Consider the following 19,038-nt stretch of genomic DNA (forward strand, 5'->3'; position numbering starts at 1 on the left):
CATTAGATAAAGAGTGATGGGTATCACGCCCTCGCGATTCTCTGGCGTCCGCTGGATGCAACAAGGAAGTTGAGGAGAACATGGCAGCGACAATCGGATCTGCCTTGAGTTGGTGGGCGCGAGTAAAAGGGGATCAAGCCGCCCTCGTCGTCGACGGTGAGGAACTGTCGTACAGGCAGTTGCAAGACTGGTCCAGCCAGGTGGCCCGGCGTTTGATCGAGCGCGGGGTCAATCCTGGGGACAGGGTAGGACTCCTCGGGCCCAACTCGTTGATCTGGCCGGTCCTCGCACTGGGCGTGCTGAAGTCCGGCGGCGTGCTGGTGCCGTTGAATCCTCGTTTGAAGCCGGCCGAACTGCGCAAGGTCATGGATGACGCAGGTGCTCGCCTGGCGTTGGTCCCGTCGGAGTTCGCCGAGGTGGTCGAACAGACGGTCGCTTTGGGCGAGCCCTTCGACCACATCGGCTTTCCGGAGCTCGAGGCTTTGCGAGAGGGCGGAATCGATGACTTCCGCATCGATCTCCCTCCGGACGCGCCGACCGCGCTGCTGTTCACCAGTGGCTCGACAGGCCTGTCCAAGGGCGTCGTCTGCACGAATCGAACTCTCTTGAGCATCGTGTTCGAGGCATCGCTGGTCGAGGAGGGTCTGCGACCGGGGACGACAACCCTGCTGGTGCTACCGCTGGTCTTCACGCCTGGCTTGGTCTGGGGTCTGCTGATGACCGTGGTTCTCGGCGGCACGATTGTGATCGAACCCGAGTTCAAGCCGGGACGTGCTGCCAAACTGCTGGCCGAGCATGAGGTGCAGGCGTTGTTCGGTGTTCCGCTGATCTTCGAAGCGATCTCGACGGCGCCCGAATTCGAGGATGCCGATCTGAGCGCGCTGCGGACGGCGATCGTCGGCGGTGCCGCGGTGCCGCGGGCGCTGCTCGAACGCTGGGGGAAGAAGGGGGTCGCCCTGCGTCAGATCTACGGTATGACCGAGGCTGGCGGAGTAGCGACAGCGACGGTCGTAGAAGAGGCGGGCGACTATCCGGAATGGTGCGGTTCAGGATCCATTTTCACCGAGATCCAGGTTGTCGGTGAGGACGGCCGCCGTGCTGAACCCGGAGTGGAGGGCGAGATCTGGCTACGGGGGCCGGGGGTGACGCCGGGCTACTGGAACGATCCGAGCTCGACGGCGCAGGCGCTGGCAGACGGGTGGCTGCGAAGCGGTGATCTCGGCCGCCAGGATGCTGATGGTCGATTGCAGTTCGTGGATCGGTTGAAGGACCTCATCATCACAGGCGGAATCAACATCTCACCTGTTGAACTCGAACGTGTCATCGGCCAACTCGACGGTGTCGAGGAGGTCGCCGTGATAGCCGCACGCGACGAACGCTTCGGTGAGACACCGGCCGCGATCGTGAAGGCCACTGCCCAGGTCGATGAGGCCCGGATCATCGATCACTGCCGCGAACTCGTCGCGGACTACAAAGTTCCGCGCTACGTCGTACTGCGCGACGACCCGCTGCCGCGGCTCCCCAGCGGCAAACTGGCCAAGACCCAGATCCGTGCTCAGTACAAGGATGTCGCCGACAACTACGAGAAGCTCCGATGAGCACTGAACACGTGGCCATCGACAAGGTGGTCTTGACCGAGCACATCGGCAAGATCGCTGTCCTGCGACTGCACCGTCCGGACCGTCTCAATGCCTTCAACTTGACGATGCGCGATCAACTTCTCAGTGCCTTCGACACCTGCGACGGCGACGACGATGTCCGGGCAGTGGTGCTGACTGGTTCTGGGCGGGCATTCTGCGCCGGCGCGGATCTATCGGCAGGTGCGGACACGTTCGCCACCGCTGCCGATCTCGGCAGCGGGCACGTGCCGGCCGACGTCGGGGGAGAGGTGGCGTTGAGAATTTACCGGTCGCTCAAGCCTGTCGTCGCGGCGATCAACGGTCCTGCGGTCGGGGTCGGTGTCACCAGCACTCTGCCCGCGGATATCCGGATCGCCGCCGACACCGCGCGATTCGGATTCGTGTTCACTCGCCGTGGGTTGGTGCCCGAGGCGTGCTCATCGTGGTTCCTACCGCGGATCGTTGGAATCAGTACGGCCTTGGAGTGGACGTTGAGTGGCCGGATGGTCGAGATCGACGAGGCCTTGGACCGGCGACTGGTCCATGAGGTCGTTCCCGCCGACCGGCTGGTGCCACGCGCCGTCGAGATAGCGCGATCGCTGATCGAGGGCACGGCCCCGGTGTCGGTGGCACTGACTCGCCAGCTCCTGTGGCGAATGCTCGGCGACGCTGGACCTGAGGACGCACACCGAGCCGAGTCGCTCGGGATCGCGATCAGGGGAAAATCCGCCGACGTTCGTGAGGGCATTGCCGCGTTCGTCGACAAACGACCGCCGGAATTCCGCGAGACAGTCTCATCCGGACTGCCTTCCTTGTTCGACTGACAGCATCGCAACGCAGCGGACCGATAGCCGTATGGCTATCGGTCCGCTGCGTTGCGTCGTGCTGATCGCCGCCGACCCACGGGTGGCATCCGAAAATCGGCCATCTTCGCAAACCTCGCGAGTGGCACACTTCGCCTGGACGTACAGTCCTCCGGCCTACCGAACGCCACCGGTCGAGCCAGGTCGCAATGCCCTGCTGGTCTGCACTGGACTGCGTGACATCACAGCGAGCTTCGCCTTCTTCGCCTTCTTCGCTGAAGAAATCACGGCATTTTCTTGCGCCACGCAATGTGATCCGTCTAACGTCTGACATAAGACGTTGTTTGTAACATGTCTGTTTCGGTTTTGCCTCGGATGCGTGTTCGGGAGCGTGTCGCCGTCTGCAGTGCTCGTGGCGTGTTCGCGCCACGCCGGCGAATCGGGTGTGGACATCGTTTGGTCCACACCTGCCCTGCCCTGGTGAAGGAGAAGAACGTGGGGATAGAGATCAGAACCGAAGGGGCGACTAAATCCTTTGGTTCGCAGCGTATTTGGCAGGACGTCACGCTGACGCTGCCGCCGGGGGAAGTCAGCGCATTGCTCGGCCCGTCCGGTACCGGTAAGTCGGTCTTCCTGAAGTCGTTGATCGGTCTGCTGCGCCCGGAGAAGGGCTCGATCTACATCGACGGCACCGACATCACCACCTGCTCGAACAAGGATCTCTACGAGATCCGCAAGCTGTTCGGTGTCCTGTTCCAGGACGGCGCGCTGTTCGGGTCGATGAACCTGTTCGACAACACGGCCTTCCCGTTGCGCGAGCACACCAAGAAGAGCGAATCCGAGATCAAGAAGATCGTCATGGAGAAGCTCGAGCTGACCGGTCTGCTCGGCGCCGAGGGCAAGCTGCCCGGTGAGATCTCCGGTGGTATGCGCAAGCGTGCCGGCCTGGCCCGTGCGCTGGTGCTGGACCCGCAGATCATCCTGGTCGACGAGCCGGACTCGGGTCTGGATCCGGTTCGCACCACCTATCTTTCGCAGCTGTTGATCGATATCAACGCGCAGATCGACGCGACGATCCTGATCGTCACGCACAACATCAACCTGGCCCGTAGCGTGCCGGACAACATCGGCATGCTGTTCCGCCGCAACCTGGTCATGTTCGGCCCCCGCGAGGTGCTGCTGACCTCGGAGGAGCCGGTGGTCAAGCAGTTCCTCAACGGCCGCATGCAGGGCCCGATCGGTATGTCCGAGGAGAAGGACGAAGCCCAGATGGCCCGCGAGCAGGCCATGTTCGACTCGGGTCACCACGCCGGTGGCGCGGAGGAGATCGAGGGCATCATCCCGCAGATGCGGGCGCAGCCGGGCATGCCCGCGCGCCAGGCGGTCGCTCGGAGACTCGAACGTGTACGCGCCGTGCTGCACGAGCTACCGCCCGAGGCTCGGGATGCGATCGAGGCTGATCTCAATGAGCTGGCGGTTGGCTGAGGGTGGCCCAACCCGGGCTGTTTTACAAATTACGATTGACGTCCTTCATAGTATGAAGTATGTTAAAAGTGAGCCACACCACGTAGGGAATACCAGGAGACGCGCGTCACATGCGAATCGTCTCTGGCGCGGCGCCGAAGAAGTGGCTCGTATTCCCTTCTCGTTCTTGATGATGCGGTCTGGTGAAGACGGAGTATCGAACAATGAAGCTCGAAGGCAATGGCTCCGAAATGGCAGGTAGGTTGATGGTTGCCTCCTCTGAATCTCCGTCGGTGGTCACACCGGCAAGGAAGCCGAGGGAAATTCCGGCCGCCGGCCTGGCAGTCCATTTTCAGAGACCCGCCGCCGGAGCGGGATCGGACGCCATGCGAAGAGGCGGGTGGGAGCTGTCGAATATTCCGCAGCTTCGTTCCGGCCGGCCCCTCCGCGCTGATTATCCGCAGGGTGCATATTCCCCAGCGGCAGACATCCATTGCGCACCGGGAAGTTACTGCGGATGACCATAACTAAATTACCCGTGTCCACCTCCAGTCAGCCTGTTGGCTCCGAGCTCGACACTAGCGGCGATGAAAAGATTGCGAGCCCGACACGATGGGCAAACAATCTCACTGCATATCTGCGGCGTGCACCCAGGCAAAGCTTGGCCACGTTGGGGCGTTCGGCGCATCTGACCGCCGAGGTCCTGCGTTATTCGGTCATCGATATCGTCCGCGGTCGCATGCCTGCGCAAGAGTTGGTCGACCAGATGTGGACGTTGCTGAAGGTGACCGCACTGCCGGCGCTTTTGATGGCCATTCCGATCGGGGCCGAGGTTTCTGTTCAGGTCGGCGGGATCATGAACCAGGTCGGCGCGAACTCGCTGGCAGGAGCAGCCAGTGGGCTGGGAGTGGTCGGCCAGGGCGCGCCGATGGCGGCCGGATTGCTGATGAGTGGTGCGGCTGCATCGGCGATCGCCTCCGACCTCGGTGCGCGTTCGATCCGTGAGGAGATCGACGCGATGCGCGTGATGGGTGTCGACCCTGTCGAACGCCTCGTAATGCCGCGCTTTCTCGCCATGATCACGATCGCGCCGGTTCTCTGCATAATCATCGTGGCCGCCGGAGTCTTCGCAGGCCTTTTGATATCGGCGAATGTGAATGGCGTGGTGCCAGGCAGCTTCTGGCAATCTTTCGGTGCATTCGCCACCCCAGTCGACTTGGCATTCTCAGTGCTCAAGACCTTGATCTTCGCTGCGATCGTCGTGCTGATCGCAAGTCTTCGAGGACTGGAGGCGAAGGGTGGCCCCAAAGGCGTGGCCAATGCCGTCAACGCATCGGTCGTACTGAGTGTTTTTTGCATTTTCATGACGAATCTGCTGGTCAGTCAGTTGCAGATGATGTTCTTCCCGGCACGATTGGCATAACTGATGAGCGCTCCGTCGAATTACCGCTCCCCAATAGCTCTCGCACGCCCGATCCGGGCAGTCGGCAGAGGGTTCTCCTCAATATTCTCCGAGCTGGGGCAGGTGACAGTCTTCACGCTGAGAACCATCACGCTGCTGCCCTCCACCGTCCGCCACTACCGCAAACAGACCTTCAAGACCATGAACAATATGGCCTGGGGTAGCGGGTCGCTCATCGTTGACGGCGGCGTGGTCAGTCTGATGTTCTTCCTGGGCGTCGCGGTCGGCGCGGTCGTCGCGATCGAAGCCTATATGGCGCTGGACCTGCTCGGATTCGGTGCGCTCACCGGAATCATCGGATCCTTCGGAAACCTTCGTGTCATCGCGCCGATCATCACCGGTATCGGATTCGCCGCGCAGGCGGGTTGCCGCATGACTGCCGAGATCGGCGCCATGCGTATCTCCGAGGAGATCGACGCAACCGAGTCCATGGGCCTGCGAGCTCTGCCGTTCGTGGTCGGTACGCGGTTGATCGGGGGCATGCTGGTGGTCATTCCTGGCTACCTGATGGCACTGGTAATTGCCTTCTTCACCGGCGGCATCATCGTGAAGACGTTCGATGGGCAGCCCAAAGGAACCTACGACCACTACTTCGCTCAATTTCTGAGCTGGCCGGACCTGTTCGCTTCGGTTATCAAGGCTGTGATCTTCTGCGCCGTCGTGACGCTGATCCATTGCTACTACGGCTATTTCGCGAGTGGGGGGCCGGCCGGTGTCGGGGCGGCATCAGGCCGTGCGATTCGGGCGAGTCTCGTCGCGATCGTAGTCCTCAACTTCGCTATGACAGTCGCGATCTGGGGCCTGAGTCCACTGCTGGTCTTCAAAGGATAGGTCGATGGCCAAAATTCGAAACCAAGATTTTCTTCGCGGCAGTGACACTCATCAAGAACGTGTCCTTACGGTGGCGGCAATCATCGTGATCGTAACGACTGCCCTGGTTGTGGCCGGCATGGTCTGGGTGGTGCCCCGGTTCGAGACGCCGTCGGGCCTTCCGCTGAGTATCGACGTCCCCTATGTCGGTCCGGGAGTCGGTACCGGGACCAAGGTCATGCTCCACGGAGTGGAGGTCGGTGAAGTCACCGCACTGCAGCGAACAACGGCGTCAACTGTCCGGATGAGTATTCGGCTGAACAGCCAGGACATCGTCGGCCTTACCGACGCGTTCGACGTGGACTTCCAACCTCAGAACTACTTCGGCATCTCTGCGGTGGGGCTGATGGAAAGGCCCGGGGGAGCGTCACTGGTCGCGGGACGCGCACTGACGAAGACTCCGATCGGCGACTTCACCATGTCGACGATGTTGGAAAAGGGATCCACCGCGGTGGACGGAACCCTTACGCAGTCGATGATCGATTCGCTGAACAAGGTAGTCCAGTACACCGACGGTCTGACACCCCTCATCCAATCGGGCATCGTCTTCGCCGACCGTGTGGCGGCGACGCAGGTGGCCCTGCCTACCGAGCTACTGGGCTACGTCGACGACATTCTCGGTGTGCTTCCGGCCTTCAGCGGCCAGGCAATCGACACTCTCGTCGGCGTGTATGACAGCCAGTACAACCGCCGCCCCGATGGTTCGACCGGAGTCGATGACGCGTTCATGGACAAGACGGACAAGGGGCTGGGCTTGGCGGCGAACAGCCTGTTCGGCAAAGCTGGCCGGCTGCTCGCATCTCATGGCGCCGAACTCACTCCGGCTACACAACTCGTACAGGCTCTGACCGACGCGATGCCCCATATTCTCGACAACGGCGCGCTGCCGTCGAAGGTCTCCACCTTGATCGACCGATACAACGCGGCCTTCACCCAATCAGGTGGTCGGACCACGCTCAACCTGCGGCTGGTACTTGATGCACTGCCGATGATCGCCGCGCCGCTGGCGCTGACAGGTGTGCCGGCCCTGCCTACGGAGGGGGACCGGTGAACCCGCGGATGAAAATGCTCACCACGCTCATGAAGCTGGGTGTAGCCGCGCTGGCAGCCGTGCTGCTCTTCTCGATCATCTTGAACGCCATCAAGAACCCGGTAACCGGCTCCACGACTACGTTCACCGCCGAGTTCAGTGATGTCTCGGGCCTGCACGTGAACGGCGATGTCCGCGACAAGGGCGTACGGGTGGGCAAGGTTCAAGCGATCGATCTCGTCCACCGGAACGGCGTCAGCACCGCGGTGGTGAAGTTCAGCCTGGAGAAGCCCCATCAGCTTCACGACAACACCGTGCTTGCGGTGAAGTATCAGAACCTCACCGGTATTCGGTATATCGACTTTCAGGAGTCGGATCGGCCCGGAAAGTCTGTCGATCTCGTCCGAGTGAATCAGACGCGTGCGTCGTTCGACATCACTCAGCTTTTCAACGGCCTTCAACCGGTGCTGAGCACTATGAACACCGACGAGGTGAATACGTTCATGCAGAATGCGATCACCGTGCTGCAGGGCGACGGGTCCGGTTTGACCCCTATGCTCGACAGCGTCCAGAAACTGGCCGACCTGGCTCACGACCGTGAGCAGGTGATCTCCACGCTCACCGCCAACATGGCGCGGATTTCGGATGCAATGGGTGGACGGTCTCCGCAAGTGATGGAGTTCCTGCGGTCGCTGAGTTTCCCGATAGCCAAGGCCATGACGGTGCTGGACGAGTTCCCGAAAACCGCCGCCCTGGGACCGGAGTTCCTCACCCCGGTCCATCGCCTGCTGATCGAGCTCGGTATCAACCGTGACCTGGATTTCGACCAGCTGTTCACCCAGGCTTTCGCCTCTCTGAATCAGGCGGCTCAGGCTTTCCGTCTGCTGCCGGTGACGTTCGCTGGCATGCAACTTCCCCAGATGTCCTCGGCGAAGGGCGCGATGCAGTGCAGCAATGGTGTGGCCACTCTCCCCACGGAGGTCAGAGTCTTGCTCAACGGCAGTGAGGTCGTGGTATGCAACGGCCAATGATCAAACCGGTCGCGCACCGCCGCCGACCAGGTATTCTGCGCGGCTTCATCGACAATGAGGTCTTGCTCGGCGCGGGAGTTCTGACGACCGCGGTGGTAGTACTCGGCGCAACCACTTTGCTCTACACCCACCCGGTCGGACAGCGCACCATCTCGTTCGAAACCACCGACGCCTCCGCCCTCTCGACCGGGCAAGAGGTGCGTGTCGCGGGCATCACGGTTGGCAAGATCACGCAGATCTCACTGACCCCGGGCACAGTGCGCGTGCAGGCTCGAGTCTCGGACGACACGTTCATCGGCAGTGATTCGCGTGTCGAGGTACGCATGCTGACCCCCGTCGGCGGTTACGCCGTAACCGTCATACCGCTCGGCGCCGATACGCTGGGATCGCGGACCATACCCGAGGACCACGTGAGTGTGCCGTATTCGATCGGTGACGTCCTCCAGGCCGCACCGCATGTCACCGACAAGGTCGACGGGGCAACGGCGGACGCTAACATCGATCAGGTCGCACAGGCGTTGCAGCACAATTCCGCATCGATCGGGTCATTGATCGCGGGAATGAACAGTATCGCGACCGTGATGGCACGCCAGCATGACCAGATTGAGCAGATAACCGATCTTGCCTCGGAGTATTTGGATTCGTTCAACGCCAACCGCGAATTTGTCTTCGATCTGATTCGCCAGATCGATATCGTATTGTCGACCTATAACAACGTGCATGTGGGGTTCAACGAAGCGTACCGGCTGTTGGGCGACGTCCTCATGCGTGTACAGCCGGTGATCAAATTCTATCTCGACCACAAGAACGAGGTTCTCGCCGCTGTCAATCAGGTCAAGAAGTCGATCGAGGATCTGAACACCACGATGGGTCCGGCGATCGACAACCTTCAGGGGCTGCGGGCACGCCTGCAAGCATGGCTGACCCCTGAAGGGATGGCGGCGATCTCCGGCGGCACGGTGTTGGCTTCGGGGCTGTGCATCCCACTACCAGGACGGACGTGCTGATGAAGGTGACCAGAAAACAGCGGATCGCAACCAGCGTCGTCGTGGCCGCCGCGGTCGCCGCCGGCACCGGGTTCACTGTGTTCGACACGATCACGAGCTCGAGTTCGCGTAATGGGTTCTGCGCACAAATGCCCGATGCGGTGGGTCTGTACGCGGGCAATCCCGTCACCCAGATGGGATTGCAGGTCGGGCGGATCGACCAGATCCAGTCCAAGGGGGGCTATGTCGAGGTGAAGTTCTCACTCGACGCCGGTCGTCGCTACCCCGCGGATGTAATGGCGGTGACCCGGTCGAAATCGATTCTGGCCGACCGGAGTCTGGAGCTGGTCGGAAATTACAAGCAGGGTCCGGAACTCGTTGCCGGGCAATGTGTTTCGCCGCAACGCTCCTTCACTCCGAAGAGCATCTCCGAAATCGCCGGATCCGCAGCCGATTTCATCGATGCGCTCAGTCCCGACAAAGGTAAGCAAAGCTTCCAGAACGCGGTCGCAGGTATGGACGCTGCCCTGCGCGGGCAGGGTGACAACGCGCGGACGTTGATGCTCAACGCGTCCGCGGCCGCCGCCAGTCCAGACAAGATCGTGGCTGATCTGGGATCGATCATCCTCAACATGGCGCCACTGACCGACGACGCGCTGCAACATTGGTCGCAGATCGGACCGCTTCTGGATCAATTGCCGGGCGTCGTCGCCGCCGGCATCGATCTCTGGCCAGGCGTGGTGGACACCTGTATCGGAATCGGGTGGCTCGTCAACGTCCTGCATGACGTGCAGGTCAATTACGGCAGTGATTTATGGCCAATTCTCCAAGGGCCGGTCGTCGATGCGATTCACCTGGCGGCAAGTCGTTCTGGAGATATCGCGAACTTGATCGACTCGATTCCTTCCGTCGCGGCATTGATGCGTCAGCAATCCCGGGACAACGGCGCGGTGACGATCGACTATCAGCCGCCGACCGTCCAAGTCGATGCTCCAGCCCCCACGCAACTGTGTGATGCAGCCAACGCTGTTGTACCGGGCAGCTGTTCGCTCGCGCAGGGCCGAGCCGAGGTTACCGCGGACGGACTGCTGAACATGGCGCTCGGGAAGGGTCGATGATGCGGTACATCACCGGATGGAAGATGCGGCTCGGCTCTGCCGCCTTGGGATGTGGTTTGCTCGCCGTCAGCGGATGCTCGGTCGGTCCCGATGATCTGCCTTCCATGCGGGGTGGGGTCGGCGCGGGTTACGAGGTGGTCCTGCAGTTCGCCAGTGCCATGAACCTGCCGACCGGCGCAGATGTGATGATGGACGGCCTGCGTGTTGGCGAGGTCAGTGCCTTGTCGGTGCACGACAGTTCGGTCACCGTAACCGCGCATCTCAAGGGAGGCACCAACGTACCGACCTCGGTCCGGGCAGTAATCCGGCAGAACACATTGCTCGGCGACACCTACATCGCGCTGGACCACGGAGAGATCACCGGTGGACCGTATCTGCAGCCCGGCGGCAGTGTTCCGGTCGCCCAGACCAGCTCCCCTCCGCAGCTCGAAGACACGATGGCGGTGTTGGCGCTGTTCATCAACGGCGGCAGTATCCAGCGAATCGAGAACACCATGGGCGGGCTCAACTCGGTGATGCCGCAGCCGGCGGACGTTCAAAGACTCGCCAGCGTCGTTGCTACCGATCTGGGCGATCTGGCCGGGGACACGAGCAAGGTCGATCGTCTGCTCGATGGGTTCAATGCCACCGCCGTCTCGGTAGACAGTAGATCTCAGAGTCTGTCTGAGATGTTTTCCCAACCGGCCGAACACTATTGGCGTCGGGTGGCAGTCAACATCGTCTCCTACATCAGTCAGATCCTGCCTTCGGTCGGCAGCGTCTATGAGGGCGGCATGTGGATGGTGCCGATGCTGAACTCCTTGGCGGACGACGGCGCCATGATCCGATCCCTATGGGACAGCGGGCCGAGCACCGCGGACAAGCTGTCGGACTTCCTGCGATCGACGGTCGTCCCGTTCGCGCAGAATCCGTCGGTCGACATTCGATCGATCCAAGGGCCGCAGGGCGATCAGATCGTCAGTGATGTCGAGAACGTGTTGCGCATGCTGGGAGCTGTGAAATGAACCCCAAGACGCTCTTTTCTGTCGCCGGCATGCTCGTGATTTCGGCATTGTCGTTCGCGTATCTGGACCACATCGGTCTGAATACTGCGGCCCTGGAGCATTCGAGGACAGCCACGATGGCGGTCCCTGACACCAACGGTTTGGTGGTGGGTTCACGAGTGCTGCTTCGTGGTGTGGCTATCGGGAACGTGACCGCTATCCGGGCGAGGGCCGGACAGGCCGAAATCGCTTGGCGGTACGACGATTCGCAGCGGATCCCGTCGAACAGCAGGTTCCGAGTGGACAACCTCTCGGCGCTGGGGGAGGCCTACGTCGCTGTGCTGCCCACAGAGGCAGCCGGACCCTACCTGGCTGATGGCGCTACTGTTCCTCCGTCGCAGGTCGCGGTCCCGACCAGCTTTCAGGAGCTGTCAACGCGTTTGACCAAGATGCTGGAGCAGGTCGACCCTGCGCACATCCGCGAGATTTTCCAAACGATCGACACCGCCTTGCCGGACGATTCGTGGGTCTTGGGCGATCTGTCACGGGCGGGTGAACTGCTTGCCAAGACATTGACCACGCAGTCGGGCAACCTGACTCAATTGCTGACCAAGTTGCAGCCACTGTTGCAGAACACCGGCAGCGTGCCTGCGGATCTGGGACAGGCGGCGCCGATCCTGACCGCGTTCGGCTCAGGATTCAACAACGTTCTCAGCGGGATCTACTCCGCTGCCTCGTTTGGTCCGCTGACGAGCATCGAAGATGGTGCAGCACCGCTGATCGACCAGTTGCAACAGTTCCTGGACAAGTCGTCCGGGGACCTGCACAAATTGGGGGTGGACCTACTGCCTAGTGTCCGCGCTGGCGCCGAGGCCCTGGCCACCGTGAACATCGGCCAGTTCCTCGACAACGCCCTCGCCGCGGCGGATTCCGGCGACGCAATCACCATTCACGTGCGTCAACCGGGCAATTGACCTCCGATCCAGTACCTCACGCGTTCGATTCCACCCTCATGTCCGAAGAAGGCAATCATGTCCCGTACTTCGACGATCGTCGATACCGATCCCGATACCGCCGCAGAGTCTGTCGACGACAGTGTTACCACCGCTCAGAGTTCCGATACTCGCCCTCGAGCGTCGTTCGTCTCGGTTGCATTGTCTCGCGGACGTACCGCAGGGCAATCTTCGATCAGTGTGAAGACCATGTTGGTCTCGTTGCTGATCGTCGCGGTCGTCGTGGCCTGTGGCATCTTCGGGTGGCTTCTTCACGACAAGAGCAACGAGTTGGACGCGGTGCATGTGGCCAGCACTGACACGGCTCATGCCGAGCAGGTCGCGATCGATTATGCGACAGCTGCCGCGGATATGAATTTCCAGGACCTGGCTTCATGGCGGGCACGACTGACGAAAGGCACCAGTCCCGAGTTGTCGACGCGGTTGATGCAGGCCGCGACTTCGATGGAGCAGATTATTACGCCGTTGCAGTGGGTTTCGACCGCCAAACCGATCGCTGCAAAGGTCCGATCCCAGAACAACGGTGTCTACACCGTCGATTGCTTCGTGAGTGTACTGACCAAGAACAGCCAAGCCCCGGACGGAATTCAGTCGACCGCGACTTACCAGCTCACGCTCGACAGCCACAATCAGTGGACCATCACCGACATCGGGGGAATCGGAGCCCTCGCCGGCGCACCCGCGCCGCGCTGATCACGAGGGGTGGTCGTCACAGCCGAAGCGACCACCCTTCAAATCTTGCTGGGGCCGAGAGGTCTATTGCCTGCTGGCTGCTTTCGGGTATCCGAGAAGGACGAGATAGCAGCCGTCGCGGTTTGTTCAGCCGGGTAGCACCGGATGACACGGTGGCGTCACCGCTGTCGCCGGATCCAAAGCATTCGCGACCAACCCGAGGGTGATGTCGTCATAGATGACCGAGCCGTGGAACACATGATCTTCGGCGCACGTATCTTGGACCAGGACGTTGGACACGTTGTCGGCGGCGGGCAACAGCGCCTCCTGCGGGTCCACGACCAGATCGGTGAGCGAGGTGATCGCTACGTATCGCACTCTGGGGCGAGTGAAGCCGTTCGCTGACATGTCAGCGATGAATTTCGATCCGACAGTACCGTCGACCGCCGCGGGAAGAGCCAGTCCCAGCGACTGTGAGCCTCCCGGCAGCATCGAAATCCAACGCAGGATTCCGTAGCCGCTCATCCCCGCACAGGCGAGTCCAACGCGACCTTCGTATTGACCTGGCTGTCACCTCCGAGAACGTTGAGGTAGTACAGCGCAACCATCCCGCCCTCGGAGTAACCGACCAGGTCGACCTGACTGGCGCCCGTCGACTGGAGTACACCCTGTACGAACTGTCCGATCTCGGCCGCCGCGTCCCTCAAGTTTCCGGTCTGGTGGAACGGGCCGGGGGAAGATCCTCCGTAGTCGAGCCCGAACACGCAATAGCCCTGTGCTGTCAGCAGCGGCGAAAGCATTGCCCAGTTTGCGTACTTGTTGAGGAGCGCGCCGTTGATCAGCACGATCGGCCGTGGGTGTGCGGGGCTGGGCGCGCATCCATAGTTGTTCATCCCGATAGGAAGTGCCTCCGGGTCTTGCACGGAATATGCCACACGGCCGAACGCCAGTCACCTTGAGGCGGGCCGTATCCCGGCGCAGCCTCGGCGGAGCCGAAAGCTGCGAAGGTTGGCGGCGACAGTCGTTGCGATCGCTGCCGCTCGACTCATCCTACGAGAGGTCGAGGGTTGCTCTGAGCGTTTTTAACTATCATGATTAGTTTTTGGATCTTACCGATGACGTCGTCGGGCTGGGGTCGGATTGGCCAAGTTTCCAGGTTTGATGCTTAGACCAGCTGCTTTGCCGTCGCGCATCTGATCGTAACTGTCGGTTAATCTTTCGGAAAATCTAGTAATGATAGATTTTCTGAAGAAGGGAGCTGTGTTGGACAACGGGAGATCTGTTGCGTCAGCGCAAGGTTCTGGCGGGGACTCGGGTCTGGTCGGTGACGCGGCACGGCCGGAGTACGCGCCGGGTGGACCGGAAGCGATGTTCCATGTCGATGCCTTGTCAGCGAATCCGAGTCAGTCCATCGGGTTGATGACGGCCGGTCCGTGGATGGTCGATGGTCGTGGCCGCGTCCGACCTGGAGCCCTGGGGGTCCTCGCGGATGTTACGTTCGGACACAGTGTGTATGCAGCTGCACCGCGCTCGGTCGGTTCCGCCGTTACCACCGAGACAGTGCTGCAGTTCTGCAGTGGGTCCGCTATCCGAACCGGACAGTTGCGCTCTCGCGCCGGCACCGTCCATATCGGTGAAGACCATGGGGTCGGCACAGGAACGATCGTTGGTCATGATGGCTCGGTTCTTTTGACCGGCCTAACCCGGTTGCAGTTCCAGTCCAATGGACCGGCAGGTGGGCGTCGGCAAGGCGCGCGCACGTCTCCGCAACCGCTTTCGCGAACGGCAAGTGAAATGCTCGACGCGTTCAGTGGGCCCGATCGTCGGTGGCTGCAGCCGATCGAGCTACCCCTCGATCTGTGCAACCCGGTCAGTCATCTGCATGGCGGAGTTGCCGTGTGGCTGATGGAGGCGGCGGGTGCCCACGCTCTCGACACCGACGATTTGGTGTTCTATCCGTCTTCCATGCATGTCGTGTACTTGCGACCTCTGCCCGTCGGTGAATCGATGCGACTGGTAGTCGATCTTGCGCATACGACGCGGCGTGGTGCGACCGCGCACGTCGAGATCCGCAGAGATGACCAGATCGCGTGCGCCGCGGCGACTATTACCTATCGGCTGTTGTCCTGACCCTTCCGCCCCGTCCTGTATAGGTTCTACCTCGGCCTTCCTGCTCACAGACTCGTGCCGTGATGGGACCCCGTGATTCGGTCCAGGACCGAAATCATGAGGTCAGGTCAGGATCATTCCGCAGATGCAGGCCACTCCAGGTATGCCTACCCGGCAAGCGGTCGGACTGATCACAGAGGTTCGATCAGGTTGCGAAACACGGGGCCCTCGTCGAGAAGGAGGCGGGTGAGGCCGAGTTCGCGACATTGCTTTTCGATTCCGGTGGCCAGGCGAAGTGCCTGATCGTGCTCCCCGACGATTGACAGGCACTGTGCCAGAAGAATTTCGGCGTTCAAACGGGCGCGTTGTCGCTGCTGTTTCGCCAGCTTGGCGACCAATGCCGCAGCATCTCCGACTATGGTGGCGACGCGTTCGGAGGACCCGGAAGTCAAGCTTGCGCGAATGCGGTTGGACAGGATCATGTCGCGGGTCTGCTCGTCGGTGTCTGTGCTGACCGTCCATCCGCGCGTGAAGTCAGGAGGGGCGGTGCGTGATTCGGGATCGGTCGTGAGACCGAGCCGAATTCTCTCGCACTCGACCGCTGCGGTGAGCCGCGGTAGCGACAGCTCTTTGGCGGTGCGCGCCCCTTCGTCCAGGCGGTGGAGAGCTTCGCCGCGGTTACCCCGGACGGCCTTCACACGTGCCCCGGTCGCGTAGCTGGCGATCATGAAATCGACTGTGCCAGCGGTGGCTCCGAGCTCGAAGCTGGCATCGAGCAAGCTTTCGGCCTCGTCCAATTTGTTCCGCTCGTAAAGTAGTGCGCCGAGCAGAGCCCCGGCCAACCGGGCGGCGATGCCGGAACTACCGCGGGCGACCTGCGCCACGCGCTGGGCCTTCCGGAAGTAGTACTCGGCGGCCGGAATATCTAGTTGCTCGTGCGCGGCAATGCCGCTGAAGCAGTAGAGATAGGTTCGAGTGAGCTGGCCACTGGTGGTGTCGGACAGGCTGGAGATCCGATCGCGCCATTGCTTTGCAGCCTCGAAATCGAAACGCATGAGCGCGAGGTAAGCGGAGACCACGCCAGCGGTGGATACGAACCAGGGTTCGAACGACTCGGGCTCGGCCAGCGGTGCCGCTATCAGTTCCTCGAGACCGCCGGTGTGATCCGAGAGCATCGCAGTTACGGCTTCGATGACCCTGCATTGGTTGCGGAGGTGCTCGGTATCGCCGTCGGCGTGCGACCGATCGAGGATGACGTATACGCGATTCAGCGCCTCTTTCGCTTCGAGGTCGTGCCGGAGCGCGATGTTGGCGAGCGCTACGGCTGTCTGCAGGTGTGGGAGTGTTTCCGCCACGTCGTCCGGCAGCTCCTCGACCAGCCCGAGCAATCTCGCGGGTTGCCCATCCTCGAGCAGTGTGAATCCGGCTTGTTCGACCAGGCGGGCAGCTCGCAGTTGGTCGCCTGTCGCGAGAGTGTGCCGTACCGCGTCGGTGACATGGCCATGTTCGATGAACCATTCCGCAGCACCCCTGTGTAGCTCCGGCAATCGATCCGGTTGATCTCGTTCGAGACGTCGTTGCAGGTACTCGGCGAACAGGTGGTGGTAGCGGAACCACTCGCCGTTGTCATCGAGCCGCTGCAGGAACAGATTTCGTTCCTCGACCTCTTCGAGCCGCGCCTGCCCAGCGGTGTCCTGGGTCAGCGAGTTCGCGAGGCCACCGCATATCCGACGCGTGAGCGACGTCGCCATCATGAATTCGACCAATGCCGGATCCAGCGAATCCAAGACGTTCTCGGCGAGGAAGTCTCCGATGGCCTGGTGGCGACCGGAGATGTTGGTGAGCAGGCTCGTCGAGTCCGTCCTGTTCTGCAGGGACAGCGAGGCCAGCTGCAATGCAGCCACCCAGCCTTCGGTCGAGTGGGTCAGCTCGGCCACCTGTGTCGGGGTTACCCGCAGCCCGTCGTATCCGGACAAGAGCAGGGCTGTCTCGTCGTCGGTGAAACGCAATGCAGTCGCGTCTATTTCGACCAGTTCGTCGCGGACTCGCATGCCGGCGAGCGGCAGACCCGATCTCGTTCGGGTCGTGACGATCAACTGCAGATGGTGGCAGCCCTTGTCGACCAGAAACCTGAGAGCGTTGCGGGTCGACTCGCTGGTTATCTGTTGCCAGTCGTCGATGACGATGGCGACCCGACGATCCAGGTCATGGATCGTGTTGATCAGAGTGGTCAGAACGAATCTCTCTGCCTGGCTACCGGCCTCTTCCAGAGCGCTGCGCAGGTCACGGGCGAGCGCAGGCTCCACGCGATGCACTGCTTCGACCAGATGCGTACAGAAGGTGATCGCGTTGTTGTCCTCGGCGTCGAGAGTGAGCCAGACCACGAGAACCCCTGTGCCGCTGATGTATTCGGCCCACTGTGCCGCGAGACTGCTCTTGCCGAATCCCGCCGGCGCGTGAATCACAACCAGCCGCTTGCGTCCCTGCTGCTTCAACGGTGTCATGATTCTCGCCCGGGTCACCAGTGCTCGGGTGGAGTGGGGTGGGCGGAAGCGTGTGTTGGGTGTCGGAGGAGGGGTACTGGCCGGCACCGCCTGCCCGCGGCTATCAGGGGCCGATGACACAGGATGAAGAGCACCCGCGACACTCAAATCGTCCTGCGGCAGGCCCAGCCGTTGTTGGAGATCGCGGATGGCAGTACCGAACTCGTATGCCGACCGGGGCCGGTCGCCAGGGTTTCTCGCCATCGCTGTCTCGACAAGGCCCGCGATGCCGTCGGGTAGGTCGAGCGGCAACATGACAGATTGCTGACTGATCCGAATGAACTGTGCGACGAGGTCTTCGCCATCCTTGCGCTCGAAAGCGGCGTGGCCGGTCAGCGCGCTGAACAGTGTCGCGCCGAGACCGTAGATGTCGGACTGCACGCTCGATGGCCGACCTGCGAGCACTTCGGGTGCGGTGAACGCGGGCGATCCGGTGATCTCGCCGGTGCCCGTACGGAATCCGTCGATCCCGTGCGCGATGCCGAAATCGCACAACTGAGGTTCGCCGTAGTCGGTGATCAGTACGTTCGCCGGTTTGACGTCCCGATGGAGGATGCCGTTGCGATGTGCGGTCTCCAGCGCTGCGGCAAGTTTGACCCCCAGCCGAAGGACGTCGGGGTACTCGAGCGGGCCGGCGCGGCTGATGCGGTCGTGCAGAGAACCAGCGAGGTGATAGGGCATAACGAGGTAGGGGCGTCCGGTCGCAGTCACATCGACGTGCAGGACCGTCACGATATTCGGATGCCCTGACAATCGCCCCAACGCACGTTGCTCACGCAGGAACCGCTGGAGATCGGCATCGCTCGTCTGAGTGTCCACGATCTTGACCACCACGTCGCGATCGAGGGCGCGTTCATGGCAGCGGTATACCGCGCCGAAACCACCCCGACCGATCAGTTCCGCACTCTCGAACCCCTCGGCCGCCAACTCCGCCTCGATACCGAGGATCTGGTGGCGCTGAGTCGCATCGTTCATGCCATCGCCCTTGACGAGTGCGCCGTTGGTGGGTCCAGCATACGACGGGCACTGCGCAATCGGCGGCGTACGGGTGATCGAGGGCGTACGGATTATCGAGTTTGCTCAGGACGCAGGCGGGCAGAAAATGCCGCAGGGAATCGAGGGAAAGCCTGGTATCTCGATCATTGGCGCGGGTGCGGAGGTAGGCGCCGAGTCAGAGGCAGCTGCAGGATCCGGTGCCGATTCTGGATTGGCCGGCGCGGCCGGATCTTCTGGCTTCGCACTCGGTACGGGCTCCGATGGCTGCTGCGGGCGGGCCCGGACTGGAGTCGTGGATATCAACTTGTTCGTGATCTGCAGCCCGGCGCCGGAGCCGAA

General features: G+C 61.8%; 16 protein-coding genes. 13 read left to right on the plus strand and 3 right to left on the minus strand.

The window, feature by feature from the left end:
- Nucleotides 1–80: 80 nt before the first annotated feature.
- The 12 genes from ABZV44_RS41805 (at nt 81) to ABZV44_RS41860 (ending at nt 13,072) form a co-directional block, all read left to right on the plus strand.
- A complete protein-coding gene (locus tag ABZV44_RS41805; RefSeq protein ID WP_354849678.1) occupies nt 81–1,598 on the plus strand; it encodes a class I adenylate-forming enzyme family protein in 1,518 nt (505 codons plus the stop codon).
- Complete coding sequence (locus ABZV44_RS41810; protein WP_354849681.1) at nt 1,595–2,443, plus strand: enoyl-CoA hydratase-related protein; 849 nt, start codon at nt 1,595–1,597, stop codon at nt 2,441–2,443. Before ABZV44_RS41805 ends, ABZV44_RS41810 begins: the two co-directional genes overlap by 4 nt.
- Before the next feature lie 474 nt (nt 2,444–2,917).
- The gene (locus ABZV44_RS41815) at nt 2,918–3,907 is read left to right on the plus strand and encodes an ABC transporter ATP-binding protein (protein WP_354849684.1); all 990 of its coding nucleotides are present in this window, start codon (nt 2,918–2,920) and stop codon (nt 3,905–3,907) included.
- 517 nt (nt 3,908–4,424) lie between these two features.
- Nucleotides 4,425–5,309 carry an ABC transporter permease gene (locus ABZV44_RS41820; RefSeq protein ID WP_354849687.1) on the plus strand — a complete coding sequence of 295 codons (885 nt, stop codon included), beginning with the start codon at nt 4,425–4,427 and terminating at the stop codon, nt 5,307–5,309.
- Nucleotides 5,310–5,312: 3 nt separating this feature from the next.
- Nucleotides 5,313–6,179, plus strand: a complete 867-nt coding sequence (locus tag ABZV44_RS41825; RefSeq protein ID WP_354849689.1) for an ABC transporter permease — start codon at nt 5,313–5,315, stop codon at nt 6,177–6,179.
- A gap of 4 nt (nt 6,180–6,183) precedes the next feature.
- Entirely contained in the window at nt 6,184–7,269 is a 1,086-nt protein-coding gene (locus ABZV44_RS41830; protein ID WP_354849692.1) for an Mce family protein, read from the plus strand.
- Nucleotides 7,266–8,279 carry an MlaD family protein gene (locus ABZV44_RS41835; RefSeq protein ID WP_354849695.1) on the plus strand — a complete coding sequence of 338 codons (1,014 nt, stop codon included), beginning with the start codon at nt 7,266–7,268 and terminating at the stop codon, nt 8,277–8,279. The genes ABZV44_RS41830 and ABZV44_RS41835 overlap by 4 nt, the downstream gene beginning before the upstream one ends.
- On the plus strand, nt 8,276–9,286 hold the full coding sequence (locus ABZV44_RS41840) for an MlaD family protein (RefSeq protein WP_354849697.1): 1,011 nt from the start codon (nt 8,276–8,278) through the stop codon (nt 9,284–9,286). Before ABZV44_RS41835 ends, ABZV44_RS41840 begins: the two co-directional genes overlap by 4 nt.
- Nucleotides 9,286–10,383: an MlaD family protein gene (locus ABZV44_RS41845; protein ID WP_354849781.1), complete on the plus strand. Its 1,098-nt coding sequence runs from the start codon at nt 9,286–9,288 to the stop codon at nt 10,381–10,383. Before ABZV44_RS41840 ends, ABZV44_RS41845 begins: the two co-directional genes overlap by 1 nt.
- Complete coding sequence (locus ABZV44_RS41850; protein WP_354849699.1) at nt 10,383–11,387, plus strand: MlaD family protein; 1,005 nt, start codon at nt 10,383–10,385, stop codon at nt 11,385–11,387. Before ABZV44_RS41845 ends, ABZV44_RS41850 begins: the two co-directional genes overlap by 1 nt.
- A complete protein-coding gene (locus ABZV44_RS41855) occupies nt 11,384–12,340 on the plus strand; it encodes an MlaD family protein (RefSeq protein WP_354849702.1) in 957 nt (318 codons plus the stop codon). The genes ABZV44_RS41850 and ABZV44_RS41855 overlap by 4 nt, the downstream gene beginning before the upstream one ends.
- 57 nt (nt 12,341–12,397) lie before the next feature.
- Nucleotides 12,398–13,072, plus strand: a complete 675-nt coding sequence (locus ABZV44_RS41860) for a hypothetical protein (protein WP_354849705.1) — start codon at nt 12,398–12,400, stop codon at nt 13,070–13,072.
- A 126-nt stretch (nt 13,073–13,198) separates the two neighbouring features.
- Here ABZV44_RS41860 and ABZV44_RS41865 read toward each other — a convergent pair whose 3' ends face one another.
- Nucleotides 13,199–13,429 (minus strand): hypothetical protein, encoded by a 231-nt coding sequence (locus tag ABZV44_RS41865; protein ID WP_354849708.1) that lies wholly within the window; start codon nt 13,427–13,429, stop codon nt 13,199–13,201.
- A 143-nt stretch (nt 13,430–13,572) separates the two neighbouring features.
- Nucleotides 13,573–13,944, minus strand: a complete 372-nt coding sequence (locus tag ABZV44_RS41870) for an alpha/beta fold hydrolase (RefSeq protein WP_354849710.1) — start codon at nt 13,942–13,944, stop codon at nt 13,573–13,575.
- 901 nt (nt 13,945–14,845) lie between these two features.
- Here ABZV44_RS41870 and ABZV44_RS41875 point away from each other — a divergent pair.
- Nucleotides 14,846–15,181, plus strand: a complete 336-nt coding sequence (locus ABZV44_RS41875) for a PaaI family thioesterase (RefSeq protein ID WP_354849712.1) — start codon at nt 14,846–14,848, stop codon at nt 15,179–15,181.
- Nucleotides 15,182–15,351: 170 nt separating this feature from the next.
- Here ABZV44_RS41875 and ABZV44_RS41880 read toward each other — a convergent pair whose 3' ends face one another.
- Nucleotides 15,352–18,678, minus strand: coding sequence for a protein kinase (locus ABZV44_RS41880; protein WP_354849715.1), 3,327 nt, complete (start codon nt 18,676–18,678; stop codon nt 15,352–15,354).
- Nucleotides 18,679–19,038: the final 360 nt, after the last annotated feature.

It is taken from the genome of Nocardia sp. NPDC004860 (assembly GCF_040609015.1).
Taxonomy (GTDB): Bacteria; Actinomycetota; Actinomycetes; order Mycobacteriales; family Mycobacteriaceae; genus Nocardia.

Bases quoted from the DNA above. Each gene is read 5' to 3' on its own strand.
- ABZV44_RS41805 (WP_354849678.1), top strand. From the start codon at position 81: ATGGCAGCGACAATCGGATCTGCCTTGAGTTGGTGGGCGCGAGTAAAA.
- ABZV44_RS41825 (WP_354849689.1), top strand. From the start codon at position 5,313: ATGAGCGCTCCGTCGAATTACCGCTCCCCAATAGCTCTCGCACGCCCG.
- ABZV44_RS41830 (WP_354849692.1), top strand. From the start codon at position 6,184: ATGGCCAAAATTCGAAACCAAGATTTTCTTCGCGGCAGTGACACTCAT.
- ABZV44_RS41880 (WP_354849715.1), bottom strand. From the start codon at position 18,678: ATGAACGATGCGACTCAGCGCCACCAGATCCTCGGTATCGAGGCGGAG.
- ABZV44_RS41855 (WP_354849702.1), top strand. From the start codon at position 11,384: ATGAACCCCAAGACGCTCTTTTCTGTCGCCGGCATGCTCGTGATTTCG.
- ABZV44_RS41860 (WP_354849705.1), top strand. From the start codon at position 12,398: ATGTCCCGTACTTCGACGATCGTCGATACCGATCCCGATACCGCCGCA.
- ABZV44_RS41850 (WP_354849699.1), top strand. From the start codon at position 10,383: ATGCGGTACATCACCGGATGGAAGATGCGGCTCGGCTCTGCCGCCTTG.
- ABZV44_RS41840 (WP_354849697.1), top strand. From the start codon at position 8,276: ATGATCAAACCGGTCGCGCACCGCCGCCGACCAGGTATTCTGCGCGGC.
- ABZV44_RS41875 (WP_354849712.1), top strand. From the start codon at position 14,846: ATGCTCGACGCGTTCAGTGGGCCCGATCGTCGGTGGCTGCAGCCGATC.
- ABZV44_RS41845 (WP_354849781.1), top strand. From the start codon at position 9,286: ATGAAGGTGACCAGAAAACAGCGGATCGCAACCAGCGTCGTCGTGGCC.
- ABZV44_RS41870 (WP_354849710.1), bottom strand. From the start codon at position 13,944: ATGAACAACTATGGATGCGCGCCCAGCCCCGCACACCCACGGCCGATC.
- ABZV44_RS41810 (WP_354849681.1), top strand. From the start codon at position 1,595: ATGAGCACTGAACACGTGGCCATCGACAAGGTGGTCTTGACCGAGCAC.